This window comes from Pseudomonas sp. CC6-YY-74 (genome assembly GCF_002025205.1).
GTDB lineage: Bacteria > Pseudomonadota > Gammaproteobacteria > Pseudomonadales > Pseudomonadaceae > Aquipseudomonas > Aquipseudomonas paeninsulae.
Map to the genome: position 1 here is coordinate 578239 of NZ_CP019947.1, position 15107 is coordinate 593345.

Below are 15107 nucleotides of genomic sequence, written 5' to 3' on the forward strand. Positions count from 1 at the left end.
CAGGGCCTGCTCGTGCAGCCGGCTCGCTATTGCGTGGGCAGTTGCTCTGGGTTGTGCCGTGCGCCATCGATGATGGTGCGGTTGCGCCCGGCACTTTTGGCTTGATACAGGCATTGATCGGCGCGCTCCAGCCAGGATTCCCAGTGCTCGCTGTTGCGCAGAATGGCGCCGCCGATCGAGACGGTCACGGGGCCGCCCGGGCCTGGCAGGCTTTGTGCGATTTGCTGTTGCAGATGAGTCGACGCGGTTTTGAGGCCGTGCTCATCGGTGTTAGGTAAGAGCAGCAGGAATTCTTCGCCGCCGAAGCGAAACAGGCGATCTTCCTGGCGTGAGCAGCACTTGATCAGGTCGACGAAGGCCACCAGCACCTGATCGCCAGCCTGGTGACCGAACCTGTCGTTGATCTGTTTGAAGTGATCCAGGTCCATCACCAGTGCGCCATAGCTGTTGCCGTGCCGGCGATGGGTGGACACGGCGATCTTCAGTTCTTCATTCATCGCTCGGCGATTGCGCGCGCCGGTCAGCGGATCCTGGATCGCCAGGATCTGCAACTGGTCGCGCTGGCTGCGGGTCCGGTAGGCGAAGATGAAGGTCATGACGCTCGCCAACAGGCCGGTGACCAGGAACGACATCATCTGGTAGCTGCTTTCGAATATCGTGCCCGGTACCAGCAGTGCGTAGCCGACCAGGGTCGACAGCACCAATACGGTGGCCACCATGGCTTTCCCCGGGGAGATCATGAAGAAGTTGAACAGGATCAGTGGGTAGATCCAGAACAGCCCGTTGACCCCCAAGTTGATGGCGATCAGCGTCGCACCCAGTGAGAAAATGATCGCCAGATAGATGCCGGGTTTGACCGTGTCGCCGGTGCGCCAGGCATAGAGCACGGCACAGACGGTGGAGAACACGATGGTGGTGTCGGCGGCGCTGACCAGGTAATTGCCTTCGGCCAGTCGATACACGGCGTAGGGCGAGATGCCCATGATGCCGAACAGGCTCATCAGGGTCATGATGGACAACTCGAAGTCATTGCGCAGCCGCTTGAGCAGTTGCTGAGTCAGTCTGGCCATAAAAGGCTCTTGTCGTTGTTATGGCGGAAGGATGCAGAGCTTTGCCTGAACCGGCAAGGGCAAAAGCTGAACAAAGTGCCAGAATTTACGCCAAGCGGATAAAGAGTGCGGCATCTGTCTGCCGAGGCTGTGGTCAGTGTGCTCGCTAACGGCACAGGGCGATCAAGTTTTTCTTGCGCTGATAGCGCGACAGCCGCTCGGCGAGTGCCGCGGGTAGGCTGGAGCCGGGCAGAAAGCCCAGGCTTGCATAGAAGCTGCGTAGTTCGGGGTGACAGAACAACCAGGCCGGTTCGCTGGTAAGTGCCAGGGCCTGTTCGATCAATTGGCGCGCCAGCCCTTGGCCGCGGTGCTTCGGTGCGACGAACAGGCCGCTAAGCCAATGCCCATGTGCCAGGGGGCGCAGGCATAGGGCGGCGACAATTTCGGTGTGTTGCATGACCCACACCTGAGCCTGGCGGTCGACGCGCATGGGGGAGCGATGGGCGCGATAGAACTCATCCACCAGCGGCAGCAGTGGGACAGGCAGGGCACGGCAGTGCAGATCGTCCATGCAGGGTAAGTCGTCTAGCGAGAGTGGCGGGTTCGGCGTTTATCTACCCAACAGCAGGTCGTTGGCCTGCTGTTGGGCGATTGGTTCAGACGGTTGCGTGGCTGCCGAGCAGGGTTTTGTCGGCGTGTTTACCCTTTTTCGTCATGCGCTTTTCTTGCGCGGTTTTAAGCGGTTTCTTTTTCGCTTGTTTCTTTGAGTCCATGCCTTTGCTCATGATCTTAACCTCGGTCTAGATTGCGGTTGAGTGCTGCGTGGAGCGTAGGGGTTTCAGTCATTAGCACCTCCCAACTGCATGAGCCTGCATGGATCAAAGTCTACGCCCATAACTGAACAATAGCCGGACAGCCGCGCAGTAAGGCCGCGCACCCTGGGTATTCCAATCGGTTTGTTGCTCGAGGGGCATTGGGCCGTCGTCACGGCGTCAGGCGTGGCGAAGCAGGCGTTCGGCAGTGATCTCCGCTAGATCCTGGCGCTGCATATACACCCGCAGCGGTTCGCCGATATTCAGGCGCTCGTCGATGCGCAGATCGAGGAGCAATTGCAGGCGTTCGCGCTTGAGGGTCATCAGTTGATCTTGGCCGGCGCACCAGACGAACTCGCAGCTCGGGGTGATGCTGTCTTGCGGCACATCCAGACCGAAAGAATCCTCGCTGAAGCGCACGATATGTTGGCCGGTCCTGGCATTGAAACCGACAAAACCCTGCAGCTGGTCGGCAGCCTCGCAGATGCTGGCGGACGTGATACTCATATGAACCTCGCGCGTTACGACTGTTTAGACCCTTGGGGGTGGTCGCTACAGGCTAAGGCGTTACGCGCAACGTGCCTTGCTTCTGATCAATAGGCCGATGGTTAGCCGTGAATCCGCGCTGGCGAGGTGCATGTTGGTTTCCGGCTAGCGCTACCGTCGGATGCTGCTATGCGCGGCGTGCAGGGTTAACCACTGTGTTGCAGGCGCTCGGCTGCCTGATTGGCGCCCATGCGCGGCGCGGCGGCAAGCGGGTAGGCAGGGCGGCTGTTTGCCGGGGGGCAGGCCCGGCAGGCGCTATTTTTACTGGTCCTTGGACGTGGAAAAGGCGCTGATCTGGCCGAAAGGTGCGCTGTGCATACCGACATTTATCGCCATCAATGGTGAGTTGTTGATCCAGATGTTGTCGATCACGATGGTTTTGCCGATGTCTTCATTGTCCGCAGCCACCAGTAGGTAATAAGTCCCATCTTCCGGCGCTTCGCCATCCCAGCCCAGACTGACCTGGCCGACTACGCCGGTGGCGCGCGTTGGTTGGCTGGCGATCACCGTGCCGTAGGCGTCGAGCAGCAGTGCTCGCGGTTTGAGGGCGAACTTGTTGAAGCCCAGGCAGGCGTCGTGGCACAGCGAATTGACGTTGAGCGCATAGCGCTCGCCCTTTTTCAGTTCCAAGGAGAACACCCGATAATTGGAGATCGAGCTGCCGAAGTCCAGGCGCGGCTGATCCGCGCCGATCTGCCAGGTTGGCGGCAGCAGTCCGGGATTCAATGGCAGGGGGATCGCCTGGACATTATGGATGGCTTCGAGATTGCTTTTGGCGATCGGGCCATGCGCCGAGCGCACGGCGTGTTCATAGGTCGACTGCGGGTTCCCGGCACAGGCGCCGAGCAACAGGCAGGTGGCCAGGGTGATGAGTAGGCGCAAGATAAAACTCCTCGATGACAGCGTCCATGTGTGGCCAACCCGCGCTCCAAGCGCGACGGGCGCGCATTCTACTCGCTTCGAGCAAGCCTGAGTGTGATCGAAGCCCTCTTGTACGCTTGACGGCGCAAATTGTCGGCCAGTCCGGTCGATGCCAGCGGTTGAGTGTTCACCCTGGGTGTCTCGTCCTTGCTGGTCGCAGGCGACAATCCTGTCACCAGGGAGTGCGGGGGCAGAGGGTGATAGCCATACCGATCCGGCTGGTCAATCTGTGTCGAGAATTTCCTTCAGGACAGCGGCGAGGTCGCGGATAGCTTGTTCACCGTTGCCGGTAAAGGTCGAGCCATGCATGGTCGCGAGCGTCCTGGGCTTAAGTTGCGCCAGGCGCTCCAACGTCGGCGCGGTTTGTCGGGTGTAAGGCATGTAGGCGGCAAGCGGGCTGTTCTCATAGTCCAGCAGTGTTTGCCTGGCCCTGCCGATCACGTCCGAGGAGGTGATCGGCTCGACATCGCCGTTCTGGTGGAAGAGGTCGGAACAGAGCAGGGTGCCTTGGGTTTCCTCGAAGAACAATCCGGCATCCCAGCAGTGGGGCACGTGCGGTGTACGCAGGAAGCGCAAACGATATTTGCCGGTGCTGATCAGTTCTCCGTCGTCGAGCGCCTGAGCCGGCCTGGCGGCCACCACATCGTCGACACTCACCACCTTGCCAACCAAACTGCACAGGGCGCAGGCCTCTGGCGCCAGGGTCTGCCACTCGCGCAGTGAGCCGCACTCATCGGCCTCGAAGTGACTGAAGGCGATCCAACGCAGCGTCGTCGGGTCGATCAGGCGAGCCACGGCCTCCTTGACGGACGGGAAGAGGCCGCGCATGCCGGTATGCAGCAACACGGGCTGCTCATCACACAGTAGAAACTGGTTGAACTGCAGGTTTGCCTCCGGCACGTAGGTTGATAGGCGATACAGGTCTGGCGCAATTTCGCTGACTGAAGTCATGGTAAGCCTCCATTAGCCTGGATGCCGCGCTGGACGGTAACCGTCCGCACACATCAGAAGTTGGCGCGGCGAAGTGGTAAACGAACGTCCGTCCTGCCGCCGCTTGTCTGGCCGGCTGCACGCCAGAACGATGTCATCAGCAACTATAGCTCTTGTCTTCTGCAGCCCACGCGAAGCCGGATTGGCTTGATCCGGGTATGGGGTTGCAAGGGGGCGACCATGCCCCTGCAGCTTGTTTGGGGGCTGGAAACCGGCGTCGGAAAATACTGCCCGCCTGAATGCAGGGACGAATAACGCGCGGAAAAATTATCTTGTTCATGCACCGGTCCGCTGCAATCAGTATTTCAACTGATTTTCAGGGCGTTGATCATGGTCAATCGACAATTCGTTAGGCATGCAACTATTTCGCCTGGATTTATCAATACTTCTGCCAGTGAGGGTGAGGACAGGCACATGAAAGAACGCACTTACACACGAGCAATAACGGAATTCGTGCTGGCTTCTTGCCTGTTGGGACTAACCTCGACAGCTGCAGTCGCGGCGACCGCAGTGGATCTGCCGGTGATCGTTCAGGCGCTGGTTGCGCCCCCGGCGGTGCCAGCGCCAATTACCCGTAAAAGTCCGGCGCGGGTGGTGGTCAATCTGACTGTGGAAGAGGTCGAGAAAGAAATAGCGCCCGGTACGCGCTATATGTTCTGGACGTTTGGCGGCACCGTGCCGGGCAAAATGATCCGTGTGCGTGAAGGCGATACTGTTGAGTTGCATCTGCAGAATCTGGCCAGCAACAAACTGCCGCACAATATCGATTTGCATGCCGTTAGCGGCCCAGGTGGCGGCGCGGAGCAAACCCTGATTGCGCCGGGAAATGAAGCGACCTTTAGCTTTAAAGCCCTGTCTCCCGGGCTGTATGTCTATCACTGCGCCACGGCGCCCGTGGCATGCACGTGGCCAATGGCATGTACGGCATGATCCTGGTCGAGCCCAAAGAGGGCATGTCCAAGGTTGACCGTGAACTCTATGTAATGCAGGGCGACTTCTACACCTCGGGTGCTTACCGCGCCGAGGGTCTGCAGAATTTTGACATGCAGAAAGCGGTCGATGAAAAGCCTACTTATGTGTTGTTCAACGGTGCCGATGGCGCCCTCACTGGCGAGAACTCGCTGACCGCCAACATCGGTGAAAAAGTGCGGATGTACTTCGGCGTCGGCGGCCCCAACCTGACCTCCAGTTTTCATGTGATAGGCGCGATCTTCGACCGTGTGTACAGCGACGGCGGTAGCCATTATCAGGAAAATGTGCAAACCACCATGGTGCCGCCAGGCGGCTCGACTATTGTCGAATTCGTACCCAAGGTGCCGGGTAACCTGACCCTCGTCGACCACTCGTTGACTCGTGCCTTCAATAAGGGGGCAGTAGGTTTGCTGGCTGTCAGTGGTGCTCCACAGCCGGAAATTTATGGCGAAGGGGTGAAGAAGCCTTTGCCTGCGGTAACGGGTCAAGTAGCCGTGGCCAAAGTTGAGGCGCCGCAGGTGCCGGCTGACGATGCAGTGCTGACGCGCGGCAAGGCCGTTTATGAGCGGGTTTGTGCCGCTTGCCACTTGCCCGATGGTACGGGTGTGGCCGGGGTGTTCCCGCCGTTGGCCGACTCCGATTTCTTCCAGGAACGGCCGTATGAAATGGCCTATATCGTCTTGCACGGTCGCAGTGGCGAGTTGGTGGTCAATGGTGAGCGCTACAACGGTGTGATGCCGCCGCAAGATCTGAACGACAACGATGTCTCTGCGGTGATCAATTACATCAATGTGGCACTGAACCAAGGCAAGTCCGTGCTGACCCCGGAGATGGTCAGCAAGATGCGTCAGATCAAGAAGTTGTGAACCTGACGCTGACGTGCGCCTGGGCGATTCGTGCCGTGCTGTTGTGCAGCGCGGCCATCGCCGGCGGTACTTGGGCCGCCGATTACCGGTTGCTGGAGGGTGGTGAGTTTCGCAGCGTGTTGCCGGCCGATGGTGAAAGCTCGCCGGCCAGCATTCAGCCGTTCTGGCTGCGTAGCACGCTGGTGAGCAATGCCGAGTACCTTGAGTTTCTCCAGGCACACCCGCAGTGGCGGCGCGGCACGGTGCCCGGGGTGCTGGCGGGCGCTGACTATCTGGCGCTGTGGGCTGGGCCGCTGGTGTTTGCGCCGTTGCAGGCAGGCGCACCGGTAACCCAGGTCAGTTGGCATGCCGCCCAGGCTTACTGCGCAAGTGAACAGGCGCGGTTGCCAACCTGGTACGAGTGGGAGTTTGCCGCCGCCGCCGACGAGCAGCGTGCCGATGCGCGGGGGGATCCGGTCTGGCTGGCGCGAATTCTCTCCTGGTATTCGCGGCCGGCCAGCCAGCCGCCCCAGGCCATAGGTCTGCAACCGGCCAATTACTACGGCATCCATGATCTGCATGAACTGACGTGGGAGTGGGTCGAGGACTTCAATGGTCTGTTCGTCAGCGCCGACAGTCGGACTCAGGGCGAGCAGAAACAGTTGGCGTTCTGCGGTGGCGCGGCGCTGTCGCTCAGCGACAAAAACAACTACGCGGTTCTGATTCGTTTGTCCCTGCTGGCGGCCATGGAGGCCAATCAGGGCGGCAACTACCTGGGTTTTCGCTGCGCGCGTGACCCCGCCCCTCATTTATCGGGAACCCCTAATGAATAGCGTCAAACGTATGAGACTGGCGCTGCCCGGCGCCTTGTTGTCCGCGGTCTTGTTGCTGAGCCCCGGCGTAATGCCGTGGGCGCAGGAGGCACCTGTCAATGCCGCGCTCGCCAGCGTGCCCGCTGACTCATTGTATGGGTTGGCGATGCCCCTCACCGATGCACAGGGCGAGCATTTTGATTGGCGTGAAATGGCCGGCAAGCCGCTGCTGGTCAGCATGTTCTATGGTGATTGTGCATCGGCCTGTCCAGTGCTCATGCAGAGCCTGCAGCGCACCATCGCCGAGCTCCAGCCCGAGGAGGGTGCGCTCAAGGTGTTGATGGTCAGCCTGAATCCGCAGCACGACACGCCGGCCTCGCTGGCACACATGAGTCACACGCATCAGCTCGATGAGCGGTTTTTCCGCCTGGCGGTGGCGGCCGATGAGGGGCAAACCCGGGCCATGGCGGCGGTGTTGAAGATCAAGTATCGGGCGCTGGACAATGGCGAAATAAGCCACAACACCAGGGTCAGCTTGTTGAGTGCGTCCGGTCAGGTTATTGCCAGCAGCACAGTGCTCAAGCCCGTCGCGGATCAGGCCCTGCTTTCGGAGATTCGTCAGGCTTTGCAGTGATGCATGAGGCGCAAGCACTGACTTTACCCGCTCGCGCCGCTGCGCCTTCTGCATGATCGGGCTGCGGCCGTCTATGCTTAGCGCATCGTCGGCGGCTCAACCTTGCAGGATTTTGCTGCCCAGTCGCCTGGCGGTGGGCGAGGCTGCACAGGCTATTTGTCGCCCTCGCTCGCGGCACAATCATCAGCTTGGCGGTGGAGCAGTGCGTCCAGGCACGTAGCCGGATCAGTCCTCAATGACAGTGCGCCGCCCACTCAAGGTCCTTTTCTATTGCAATGTGCTGATTGTCTGCCTGCTGCTGGGCTACAAGGCCTATCTGAACATTGTGCTGTCTGATTTCGAGGCCGAGCACACCGGCCAGATAGAGGCCATTCAGGCGCGGCTGGAGAGCCGGGATAGCTTCAGTTTCGCGGTGGTGGGCAATATCAATAATTCCGTCGGCATTTTCGAGCGACGGATTATTCCCATGCTCAACGCGTCCGGCGTCGATTTCATCATCTCCGCCGGCAACGCGGTCAGCGGTGGCGGCGAGGACAAGTACCGGGCGTTGCACGGCACCCTGAGCCATTTGCAGATGCCCTATCTGCTGACCTTTGGCGCCCATGAATACCAAGCGTTCGGCAGCTATCGGTTCTACGAGCACTTCGGCCCGCATTTTTTCAGCTTCCGCGCCGGCAGCAGCCACTTCATCTTTCTCGACAGCACCGGCAAAACGCCTTGGCGCTGGCAGATTCTCTGGCTCAGGGATCTCCTGCGTCAGAGTGATGCACAACAAACCTTTGTCTTTACCGGCCAGCCGCTGCTGCACGGCGAAGTGCCTGCCCGCTTTGCCGACGAACAGGATTACCTGCAGCCAGTAGCGTTCCGTGAAGCGCTGCTGGGGCTGCTCGCTGAACACCCGGTCGATGCGGTCTTTGCCGCCAACTTGCCGCTGTTTTCCGAGCATCGGCGCGGCAATACCCGGTTTATCACCAGCGGCGGGGCGGGTGGTCTGCTCCTGAGCGATCAGGCCAGTTTTCATCACTATGTGCAGGTGTCGGTATCCGCGCAGGGCGTGGGCATCCAGTTGCAGCGTCTCGACGTGGACCAGCATCCGCTCTTCAAGCAACTCGAGAGCCTCTGGTTCTTCATCTATTCGCTGTTCTACGTGGGTTACCTGAACTTCATCCTGCTGGTCTGCGGCCTGACCATCGCCGCGATCAAGCTCTACACGCTGGCCTTCGTCGAGCGTGACTATTACCCGAATTTCGATCTTGATCCCTCACCCTGGGTGGAGAAACCGCTGCGGGTCGTGATGTTCACCAACAACTACCTGCCTTTCATCGGTGGCGTCCCCATCTCGATCGAGCGGCTGCGGCGAGGGCTGGACGCCATGGGCAACGCTGTTCTGGTCATCGCGCCAGGTTATCGGGATCAGCCGCGCGAGGAGGCACATGTCGTCCGGGTGCCGTCGCTCCTGGCCATGGGCGAGAAGCGGGAATTCCGCTTGGCCAATATTTTTCTAAGGCGTATCGGTCAGGCGGTCAGAGGCTTTCGTCCCGACCTGATCCACCTGCACCATCCTTTCTGGCTCGGCTCGTTGGGTCTGCTGCTGGCGCATCGGCTGCGGGTGCCGGCGGTTTTTACCTACCACACCCGGCTGGAACACTATGCTCACTTCGTGCCGCTGCCTGGCATGCTCTTTCGCAACTTGATCTCCCATGCGCTGATCAAGCGCTTTGCCAATAAATGCGATGCGGTGATCGTGCCGACTAACTCCGCCGAAGAATATTTGCGCATGATTGGCGTGAAGAAACCCATCTTCGTGCAACCCACGGGCATCGACTACCGGCGCTTTCAAGAGGTGACGGGGCCACAAGTCGCCCGCCTGAGGGCGGCGCTGGGCATTGGCGAGGAGCAGGTCCTGATCAGTGTTTCGCGGCTTTCCAATGAAAAAAACATCGATTTCCTGATCGATGCGATCGCCAGTCTGCGCGGGCAGACCGAGCGGCCCTTCCTCGTCCTGATGATCGGCGACGGCCATCAGCGCGAGCGGCTGCACAGACGTATCGACGAGCTGGGTCTAGGTCGTCATTTCAGGCTGCTCGGCGCCGTGCCGCCAGAGGACATGGCGCTGTACTACCGGCTGGGCGAGCTGTTTCTGTTCGCCTCAAAATCGGAGACCCAGGGCATGGTTGTGCTGGAGGCCATGGCTGCCGGCTTGCCAGTGGTGGCGGTACGCTCGAGTGGTATCGATGATGTGGTCAGGCAGGGCTATAACGGCTTCAAGACGCCGGAAAACATTGGCCAGTGGTGCGCGCGGGTGATTCTGCTGCTCGAGGATGATCGGCTGCGCGAAGAAATGTCCAGCCATGCCCTGTTGGTGGCCGAGGAGCACTCCATCGAACAGTTTGCGGCGGGGGTCAAGGAGGTCTACGCCACGGTCATGGCCGCTTCGCGTACCCAGCAAGGCGGGCGATGGCGCTGATGGATTTGGCGCACTGCTACAGTCGGCCTTCCTGGTGCAGGCGGCGCAGCACCCAGTGGCGGTAGCACCAGGAGAACATGGGTTTGAGGCCGGGCAGGCCGAGTAGCCAGGCCAGCGGGCGCAGGGCAGAGGTGCGCGCCATCAGCAGGATGTAGGCGTCCAGTTCGCGGTGGATGCGGCCTTGGGCATCTTCGACGTGCAGCTCGGTCAGTGCCAGGTGCGGGTCGATGCCGGCCGCACACAGTTGCTCTGCCTTGCCGGTGATGTCCAGCCACTCCACGTTGTCGTCGCTAAGCGTGCGCAGCTTTTCATAGCGGCGACGGTCGGCCACGCAGCGCGGGCAGGCGCCGTCGTAATAGACTTTGAGTCTGGCCATGGGGTTGGCCTGGTTGGGCGTTTATTAGCAGTTTAGAAGAAGCGCGCGCCCCTCGGGCGAGAGGCGCGGCGGTTTAGATCAGTTCGGCCCACATGTCGTATTCGTCGGCGTCGACGATGCGTACGCGCACCTTGTCTCCGGGTTTGACCTCGGTGCTGGCGATAAACACGCTACCGTCGATTTCCGGGGCGTCGGCATAGCAGCGCGCTACGGCGCCCTGGTCGTCGACTTCGTCGATCAATACCTCAAGCTCCTTGCCGACTTTCAACTGCAGGCGTGCGGCGCTGATCGCCTGCTGATGCGCCATGAAGCGATCCCAACGATCCTGTTTGACGTCGTCGGCTACATGGTTATCCAGCAGGTTGGCCGATGCGCCTTCTACCGGCGAATACTGGAAGCAGCCGACGCGGTCGAGCTGGGCTTCAGTCAGCCAATCGAGCAGGTACTGGAAGTCTTCTTCGGTTTCGCCGGGGAAGCCAACGATGAAGGTCGAGCGGATGGTCAGCTCCGGGCAGATCTCGCGCCAGTTCTTGATCCGCGCCAGGGTCTTGTCTTCGAAGGCCGGACGCTTCATGGCTTTCAGCACTTTCGGACTGGCGTGCTGGAAGGGGATGTCCAGGTACGGCAGTAGCTTGCCGGCGGCCATCAGCGGGATCAGCTCGTCGACGTGCGGGTACGGGTAGACATAGTGCAGGCGCACCCAGATGCCCATGCTCGAGAGCGCTTCGCAGAGTTCGGTCATGCGGGTCTTCACCGGCTGGCCGTTCCAGAAGTCGGTCTTGTACTTCATATCCACACCATAGGCGCTGGTGTCCTGGCTGATTACCAGCAGCTCCTTGACCCCGGCCTTGACCAGGCGCTCGGCTTCGCTGAGCACTTCGCCGACCGGACGGCTGACCAGCTTGCCGCGCATCGAGGGGATGATGCAGAAGCTGCAGCTGTGGTTGCAGCCTTCGGAAATCTTCAGGTAGGCGTAGTGGCGCGGCGTCAGTTTGATGCCTTGCGGTGGTACCAAGTCGATCAGCGGGTTGTGTTCTTTGTTCGGTGGTACCACTTCATGCACGGCATTCAGCACTTGCTCGTACTGCTGCGGGCCAGTGACAGAGAGCACGCTGGGGTGCACGTTGCGGATCGCGCTTTCTTCCACGCCCATGCAGCCGGTGACGATGACCTTGCCGTTTTCGGCCAGGGCCTCGCCGATCACTTCGAGGGATTCGGCCTTGGCGCTGTCAATAAAGCCACAGGTGTTGACCACCACCACGTCGGCGTCCTGGTAGGTCGACACGACTTCGTAACCTTCCATGCGCAGTTGGGTGAGGATGCGTTCGGAATCGACCAGGGCCTTCGGGCAACCGAGGCTGACGAATCCGACTTTCGGCGTGGCGGGGGTGGACATGCGGCGAACCTCAGACTTTGAAGGATGGGCGCTGGAGGCGCCGCTGATCAAAAAGTGCGCAATTCTAGCGGTGCCCCGCGAACTTCGCCAGTACTCTTGGACGAGCGAGGCAATTAGCCGGCGCTGGCAGTGGATTCGCCAAGAAATTTTGCACTGTTGGGTGGGCGCGGGCGGGTGTTGCGTTGAACGCTCAGTGGCGCGAGTTCGGACCTAATAGAGCAGAAGGGCTTGCCAGCTAGTGGCGAGCCCTTCTTCTCTATAGGTGGCGTGCTGGTAAGGGTATTACTTGCGGCTGGGCAACATCATTCTCAGGGCATTGTCGCCGCGTACGTAATGATGAAACAGCCCGGCAGCCGCATGCAGGCCGATCAGCCAATAGCCGGCTTGGGCGATCCATACGTGCCAGTGTTCAAATAGCTTGGCCAGTGCAGGGTCTTTGTTGAGCAGTGCAGGTAGTTCCAGGCCGAAGAACGGGATCGGCTTGGCTTCGGCGCTGAGGAGCAGCCAGCCCAGCAGTGGGGTGCAAATCATTAGCAGGTAGAGCGCCAGGTACATCAGCTTGGCAAGTTTGGTCTGCACCTTAGGCGGGTAGGCTGAATCAGCGGGGCAGGTGCGATCAGCCGTGTCAGGATGCGCAACCAGACCAGCGTCAGGATCGACAGCCCGAGCATGAAGTGCAGCTGCTTCATCAGCGCGCGGCCATCACTGCCTTTGGGAAACAGGCCGCGGTACTCCATGGTGAAGTAGACCGTAGCAATCAGCAGCAGCATCAACCAGTGCAAGCCGATGGACAGCTTGCCGTAATGGGATGCGGTATTTTTCCAGGTCATGATTGGGGTGGCTCCGGCGTGGTTGATTCAAGCTGCGCCTAGCTTAAGGGGCGAACCTTAAGCATTGCTGAGCAGAGCCCCCGAAGTCACAAACAAAAAAGGCCACTCGATTGAGTGGCCTTTTTGAGTATCTGGTTGCGGGAGCAGGATTTGAACCTACGACCTTCGGGTTATGAGCCCGACGAGCTACCAGACTGCTCCATCCCGCGCCAAAGATTCTATCCGAATTGGTGATTTTGTCAATCGATTTCTGCTTTCTAATCAATTGTTTTAACGAGCGTTGCGCGCGCAGAAACAAAAAAGGCCACTCGATTGAGTGGCCTTTTTTGAGTATCTGGTTGCGGGAGCAGGATTTGAACCTACGACCTTCGGGTTATGAGCCCGACGAGCTACCAGACTGCTCCATCCCGCGCCGAAGATTCTATCTGAATAAGTAATCTTGTCAATTGATTTCTGCTTTTCAATCAATTGCTTAAGTCCGCTTGGCGGGCACCAACAAAAAAGGCCACTCGATTGAGTGGCCTTTTTTGAGTATCTGGTTGCGGGAGCAGGATTTGAACCTACGACCTTCGGGTTATGAGCCCGACGAGCTACCAGACTGCTCCATCCCGCGCCGAAGATTCTATCTGAATAGGCGCTCTTGTCAATTGATTTCTGCTTTTCAATCAATTGCTTAAGCCCGCTTGGCGGGCACCAACAAAAAAGGCCACTCGATTGAGTGGCCTTTTTTGAGTATCTGGTTGCGGGAGCAGGATTTGAACCTACGACCTTCGGGTTATGAGCCCGACGAGCTACCAGACTGCTCCATCCCGCGGCGCCAATTCTATCGCCAAAAAACTGCCTGTCAACGCTTGTCTTGATAAAAACTGTTGTTTGTTCAAATGCTTAGCGTTGTATCAGGTACTTGAATCAGGCCTCAGGCCTGGCTGGGCGGGGGTTGGCGAGGACTGAGGCTGGGCGCGCGGGTTGATTGAGCTGGCCTGCTATATGGGCTTCTGTGCGGCCGGTGATCGTTGGCGTAGCCCAGCAACCCGCGGTTGGGCTAGAGTCGGCGGCTATTGAACTGGAGAATGATCATGGGACTTGAATGCAAAGCCTGCGGTGCGCCGTTACCGAGCCAGGCAACGACCTGTCCGGCCTGTGGCGCCGAAATACCGCAGCTAGCGCCGAAGAAGACCAAGCTGCTGCCGCTGGCGGCCTTCATGCTGATCGTCATTCTGGTGATCCAAGCGTATATGAACAAGCCTGAGCCCGAGGTGGAGGCGGTTGAGCCTGCGCCAGCGGCCAGTAATGCCGGGCAGTAGTGCATGGCCGGCTAACGACTGCGAATCATGACTGCCAGAAAAATCATCCACGTTGACTGTGACTGCTTTTATGCCGCTATCGAGATGCGTGACGACCCGAGCCTGGCCGGTAAACCGTTGGCGGTGGGGGGCGCTGCGGACCGCCGTGGGGTGATCGCTACCTGCAATTACGAGGCCCGCGCCTATGGGGTGCGCTCGGCGATGGCCTCCGGGCATGCGCTGAAACTGTGCCCGGACTTGTTGATCGTCAAGCCGCGGATGGACGCCTACAAGGCGGTGTCGTGCGACATTCAGGCGATCTTCCGTGAGTACACCGAGCTGATCGAGCCACTGTCGCTGGATGAAGCCTATCTGGATGTTTCGGACAGCCCGCACTTTGCCGGTAGTGCCACGCGTATCGCCCAGGATATTCGTCGGCGGGTCTCGCAGGAGCTGCACATCACCGTTTCGGCGGGCGTGGCGCCGAACAAGTTCCTGGCCAAGATCGCTAGCGACTGGAAGAAACCCAACGGCTTGTTCGTGATCACCCCGGATCAGGTCGAGGCGTTCGTGGCTGCCTTGCCGGTGAATAAATTGCACGGGGTCGGCAAGGTGACCGCCGACAAGCTGGCGCGGCGCGGCATCCGCACCTGTGCGGATCTGCGCGAGTGGCAGAAGTTGGGTTTGGTGAAAGAGTTCGGCAGCTTCGGCGAGCGCCTCTGGGGGCTGGCCCGTGGCATCGACGAGCGCGCGGTGCAGACCGACAGCCGCCGGCAAACGGTCAGCGTGGAAACCACCTACGACCAGGATCTGCCGGATCTGCCGGCCTGCCTGACGCAATTGCCGCAGTTGCTCGACGAGTTGACGAGGCGCATGACGCGGCTGGATGCCAGTTATCGGCCGGACAAGCCCTTCGTCAAGATCAAGTTCCACGACTTCACCCAGACCACCCTGGAACAGGCCGGTGCGCGCTGGGATCTGGACAGTTATCGGCTGCTACTGAGCGCGGCTTTCGCGCGCGGCAACAAACCGGTGCGTTTGTTGGGCGTCGGCGTGCGCCTGCACGACTTGCGTGGGCGGCATGAGCAGTTGGAGTTGTTTGCGCAGTAGGTGGCCGCGCGGATACATCTGCGCGCCACGATCTATGGGTAGGGGCGAGTAGGGTGGGCTTCAG

Annotated in this window: 15 protein-coding genes, 4 tRNA genes and 1 pseudogene; 7 read left to right on the top strand and 13 right to left on the bottom strand. The window is 59.9% G+C overall.

Annotated elements, in window-relative coordinates:
- Positions 1 to 26: 26 nt before the first annotated feature.
- The 6 genes from B2D37_RS02675 to B2D37_RS02695 all read right to left on the bottom strand — a co-directional run bounded on the left by B2D37_RS02675 (position 27) and on the right by B2D37_RS02695 (position 4279).
- A complete protein-coding gene (locus B2D37_RS02675) occupies positions 27 to 1070 on the bottom strand; it encodes a GGDEF domain-containing protein (RefSeq protein ID WP_079201271.1) in 1044 nt (347 codons plus the stop codon).
- Positions 1071 to 1215: 145 nt separating this feature from the next.
- The gene (locus tag B2D37_RS02680; RefSeq protein WP_079201272.1) at positions 1216 to 1620 is read right to left on the bottom strand and encodes a GNAT family N-acetyltransferase; all 405 of its coding nucleotides are present in this window, start codon (positions 1618 to 1620) and stop codon (positions 1216 to 1218) included.
- A gap of 85 nt (positions 1621 to 1705) precedes the next feature.
- Entirely contained in the window at positions 1706 to 1834 is a 129-nt protein-coding gene (locus B2D37_RS23505; RefSeq protein ID WP_256573141.1) for a hypothetical protein, read from the bottom strand.
- A gap of 207 nt (positions 1835 to 2041) precedes the next feature.
- The gene (locus B2D37_RS02685; RefSeq protein ID WP_079201273.1) at positions 2042 to 2368 is read right to left on the bottom strand and encodes a DUF2025 family protein; all 327 of its coding nucleotides are present in this window, start codon (positions 2366 to 2368) and stop codon (positions 2042 to 2044) included.
- Between the two features lie 300 nt (positions 2369 to 2668).
- Positions 2669 to 3289 carry a hypothetical protein gene (locus B2D37_RS02690; RefSeq protein ID WP_154067033.1) on the bottom strand — a complete coding sequence of 207 codons (621 nt, stop codon included), beginning with the start codon at positions 3287 to 3289 and terminating at the stop codon, positions 2669 to 2671.
- A 261-nt stretch (positions 3290 to 3550) separates the two neighbouring features.
- Positions 3551 to 4279 (bottom strand): MBL fold metallo-hydrolase, encoded by a 729-nt coding sequence (locus B2D37_RS02695; protein WP_079201274.1) that lies wholly within the window; start codon positions 4277 to 4279, stop codon positions 3551 to 3553.
- A 453-nt stretch (positions 4280 to 4732) separates the two neighbouring features.
- On the opposite strand from B2D37_RS02695, the gene B2D37_RS23395 reads away from it, so the two are divergent.
- The 5 genes from B2D37_RS23395 (at position 4733) to B2D37_RS02715 (ending at position 10048) form a co-directional block, all read left to right on the top strand.
- The gene (locus B2D37_RS23395) at positions 4733 to 5248 is read left to right on the top strand and encodes a multicopper oxidase domain-containing protein (protein ID WP_218190363.1); all 516 of its coding nucleotides are present in this window, start codon (positions 4733 to 4735) and stop codon (positions 5246 to 5248) included.
- Entirely contained in the window at positions 5218 to 6156 is a 939-nt protein-coding gene (locus B2D37_RS02700) for a c-type cytochrome (protein ID WP_218190364.1), read from the top strand. The genes B2D37_RS23395 and B2D37_RS02700 overlap by 31 nt, the downstream gene beginning before the upstream one ends.
- On the top strand, positions 6153 to 6968 hold the full coding sequence (locus B2D37_RS02705) for a formylglycine-generating enzyme family protein (RefSeq protein ID WP_218190365.1): 816 nt from the start codon (positions 6153 to 6155) through the stop codon (positions 6966 to 6968). Before B2D37_RS02700 ends, B2D37_RS02705 begins: the two co-directional genes overlap by 4 nt.
- A complete protein-coding gene (locus B2D37_RS02710) occupies positions 6961 to 7581 on the top strand; it encodes an SCO family protein (RefSeq protein ID WP_079201275.1) in 621 nt (206 codons plus the stop codon). The genes B2D37_RS02705 and B2D37_RS02710 overlap by 8 nt, the downstream gene beginning before the upstream one ends.
- 235 nt (positions 7582 to 7816) lie before the next feature.
- Entirely contained in the window at positions 7817 to 10048 is a 2232-nt protein-coding gene (locus tag B2D37_RS02715) for a glycosyltransferase (protein WP_079201276.1), read from the top strand.
- A 16-nt stretch (positions 10049 to 10064) separates the two neighbouring features.
- Here B2D37_RS02715 and B2D37_RS02720 read toward each other — a convergent pair whose 3' ends face one another.
- From B2D37_RS02720 to B2D37_RS02750, 7 genes and pseudogenes are all read right to left on the bottom strand, one after another.
- Complete coding sequence (locus tag B2D37_RS02720) at positions 10065 to 10424, bottom strand: thiol-disulfide oxidoreductase DCC family protein (RefSeq protein WP_079201277.1); 360 nt, start codon at positions 10422 to 10424, stop codon at positions 10065 to 10067.
- A gap of 73 nt (positions 10425 to 10497) precedes the next feature.
- The gene (rimO, locus tag B2D37_RS02725) at positions 10498 to 11820 is read right to left on the bottom strand and encodes a 30S ribosomal protein S12 methylthiotransferase RimO (RefSeq protein ID WP_079201278.1); all 1323 of its coding nucleotides are present in this window, start codon (positions 11818 to 11820) and stop codon (positions 10498 to 10500) included.
- A gap of 282 nt (positions 11821 to 12102) precedes the next feature.
- Positions 12103 to 12650: pseudogene (locus B2D37_RS02730) on the bottom strand (cytochrome b).
- A 132-nt stretch (positions 12651 to 12782) separates the two neighbouring features.
- A tRNA-Met gene (locus tag B2D37_RS02735) sits at positions 12783 to 12859 on the bottom strand.
- Positions 12860 to 12985: 126 nt separating this feature from the next.
- A tRNA-Met gene (locus B2D37_RS02740) sits at positions 12986 to 13062 on the bottom strand.
- 124 nt (positions 13063 to 13186) lie between these two features.
- Positions 13187 to 13263, bottom strand: a tRNA-Met gene (locus B2D37_RS02745).
- 124 nt (positions 13264 to 13387) lie between these two features.
- Positions 13388 to 13464: transfer RNA gene (locus tag B2D37_RS02750), tRNA-Met, on the bottom strand.
- 262 nt (positions 13465 to 13726) lie between these two features.
- Between B2D37_RS02750 and B2D37_RS02755 the strand changes: the two genes are divergently transcribed.
- Entirely contained in the window at positions 13727 to 13954 is a 228-nt protein-coding gene (locus tag B2D37_RS02755) for a zinc ribbon domain-containing protein (RefSeq protein ID WP_177345176.1), read from the top strand.
- 27 nt (positions 13955 to 13981) lie between these two features.
- Positions 13982 to 15043 (top strand): DNA polymerase IV, encoded by a 1062-nt coding sequence (dinB, locus tag B2D37_RS02760; protein WP_079201280.1) that lies wholly within the window; start codon positions 13982 to 13984, stop codon positions 15041 to 15043.
- The last annotated feature ends 64 nt before the right edge of the window (positions 15044 to 15107 follow it).

What these genes read in the sequence shown, in the direction of transcription:
- B2D37_RS02675 (WP_079201271.1), bottom strand. Translation starts at nt 1,070, where the DNA reads ATGGCCAGACTGACTCAGCAACTGCTCAAGCGGCTGCGCAATGACTTC.
- B2D37_RS02680 (WP_079201272.1), bottom strand. Translation starts at nt 1,620, where the DNA reads ATGGACGATCTGCACTGCCGTGCCCTGCCTGTCCCACTGCTGCCGCTG.
- B2D37_RS23505 (WP_256573141.1), bottom strand. Translation starts at nt 1,834, where the DNA reads ATGAGCAAAGGCATGGACTCAAAGAAACAAGCGAAAAAGAAACCGCTT.
- B2D37_RS02685 (WP_079201273.1), bottom strand. Translation starts at nt 2,368, where the DNA reads ATGAGTATCACGTCCGCCAGCATCTGCGAGGCTGCCGACCAGCTGCAG.
- B2D37_RS02695 (WP_079201274.1), bottom strand. Translation starts at nt 4,279, where the DNA reads ATGACTTCAGTCAGCGAAATTGCGCCAGACCTGTATCGCCTATCAACC.
- B2D37_RS23395 (WP_218190363.1), top strand. Translation starts at nt 4,733, where the DNA reads ATGAAAGAACGCACTTACACACGAGCAATAACGGAATTCGTGCTGGCT.
- B2D37_RS02700 (WP_218190364.1), top strand. Translation starts at nt 5,218, where the DNA reads ATGCACGTGGCCAATGGCATGTACGGCATGATCCTGGTCGAGCCCAAA.
- B2D37_RS02710 (WP_079201275.1), top strand. Translation starts at nt 6,961, where the DNA reads ATGAATAGCGTCAAACGTATGAGACTGGCGCTGCCCGGCGCCTTGTTG.
- B2D37_RS02715 (WP_079201276.1), top strand. Translation starts at nt 7,817, where the DNA reads ATGACAGTGCGCCGCCCACTCAAGGTCCTTTTCTATTGCAATGTGCTG.
- B2D37_RS02720 (WP_079201277.1), bottom strand. Translation starts at nt 10,424, where the DNA reads ATGGCCAGACTCAAAGTCTATTACGACGGCGCCTGCCCGCGCTGCGTG.
- rimO (WP_079201278.1), bottom strand. Translation starts at nt 11,820, where the DNA reads ATGTCCACCCCCGCCACGCCGAAAGTCGGATTCGTCAGCCTCGGTTGC.
- B2D37_RS02755 (WP_177345176.1), top strand. Translation starts at nt 13,727, where the DNA reads ATGGGACTTGAATGCAAAGCCTGCGGTGCGCCGTTACCGAGCCAGGCA.
- dinB (WP_079201280.1), top strand. Translation starts at nt 13,982, where the DNA reads ATGACTGCCAGAAAAATCATCCACGTTGACTGTGACTGCTTTTATGCC.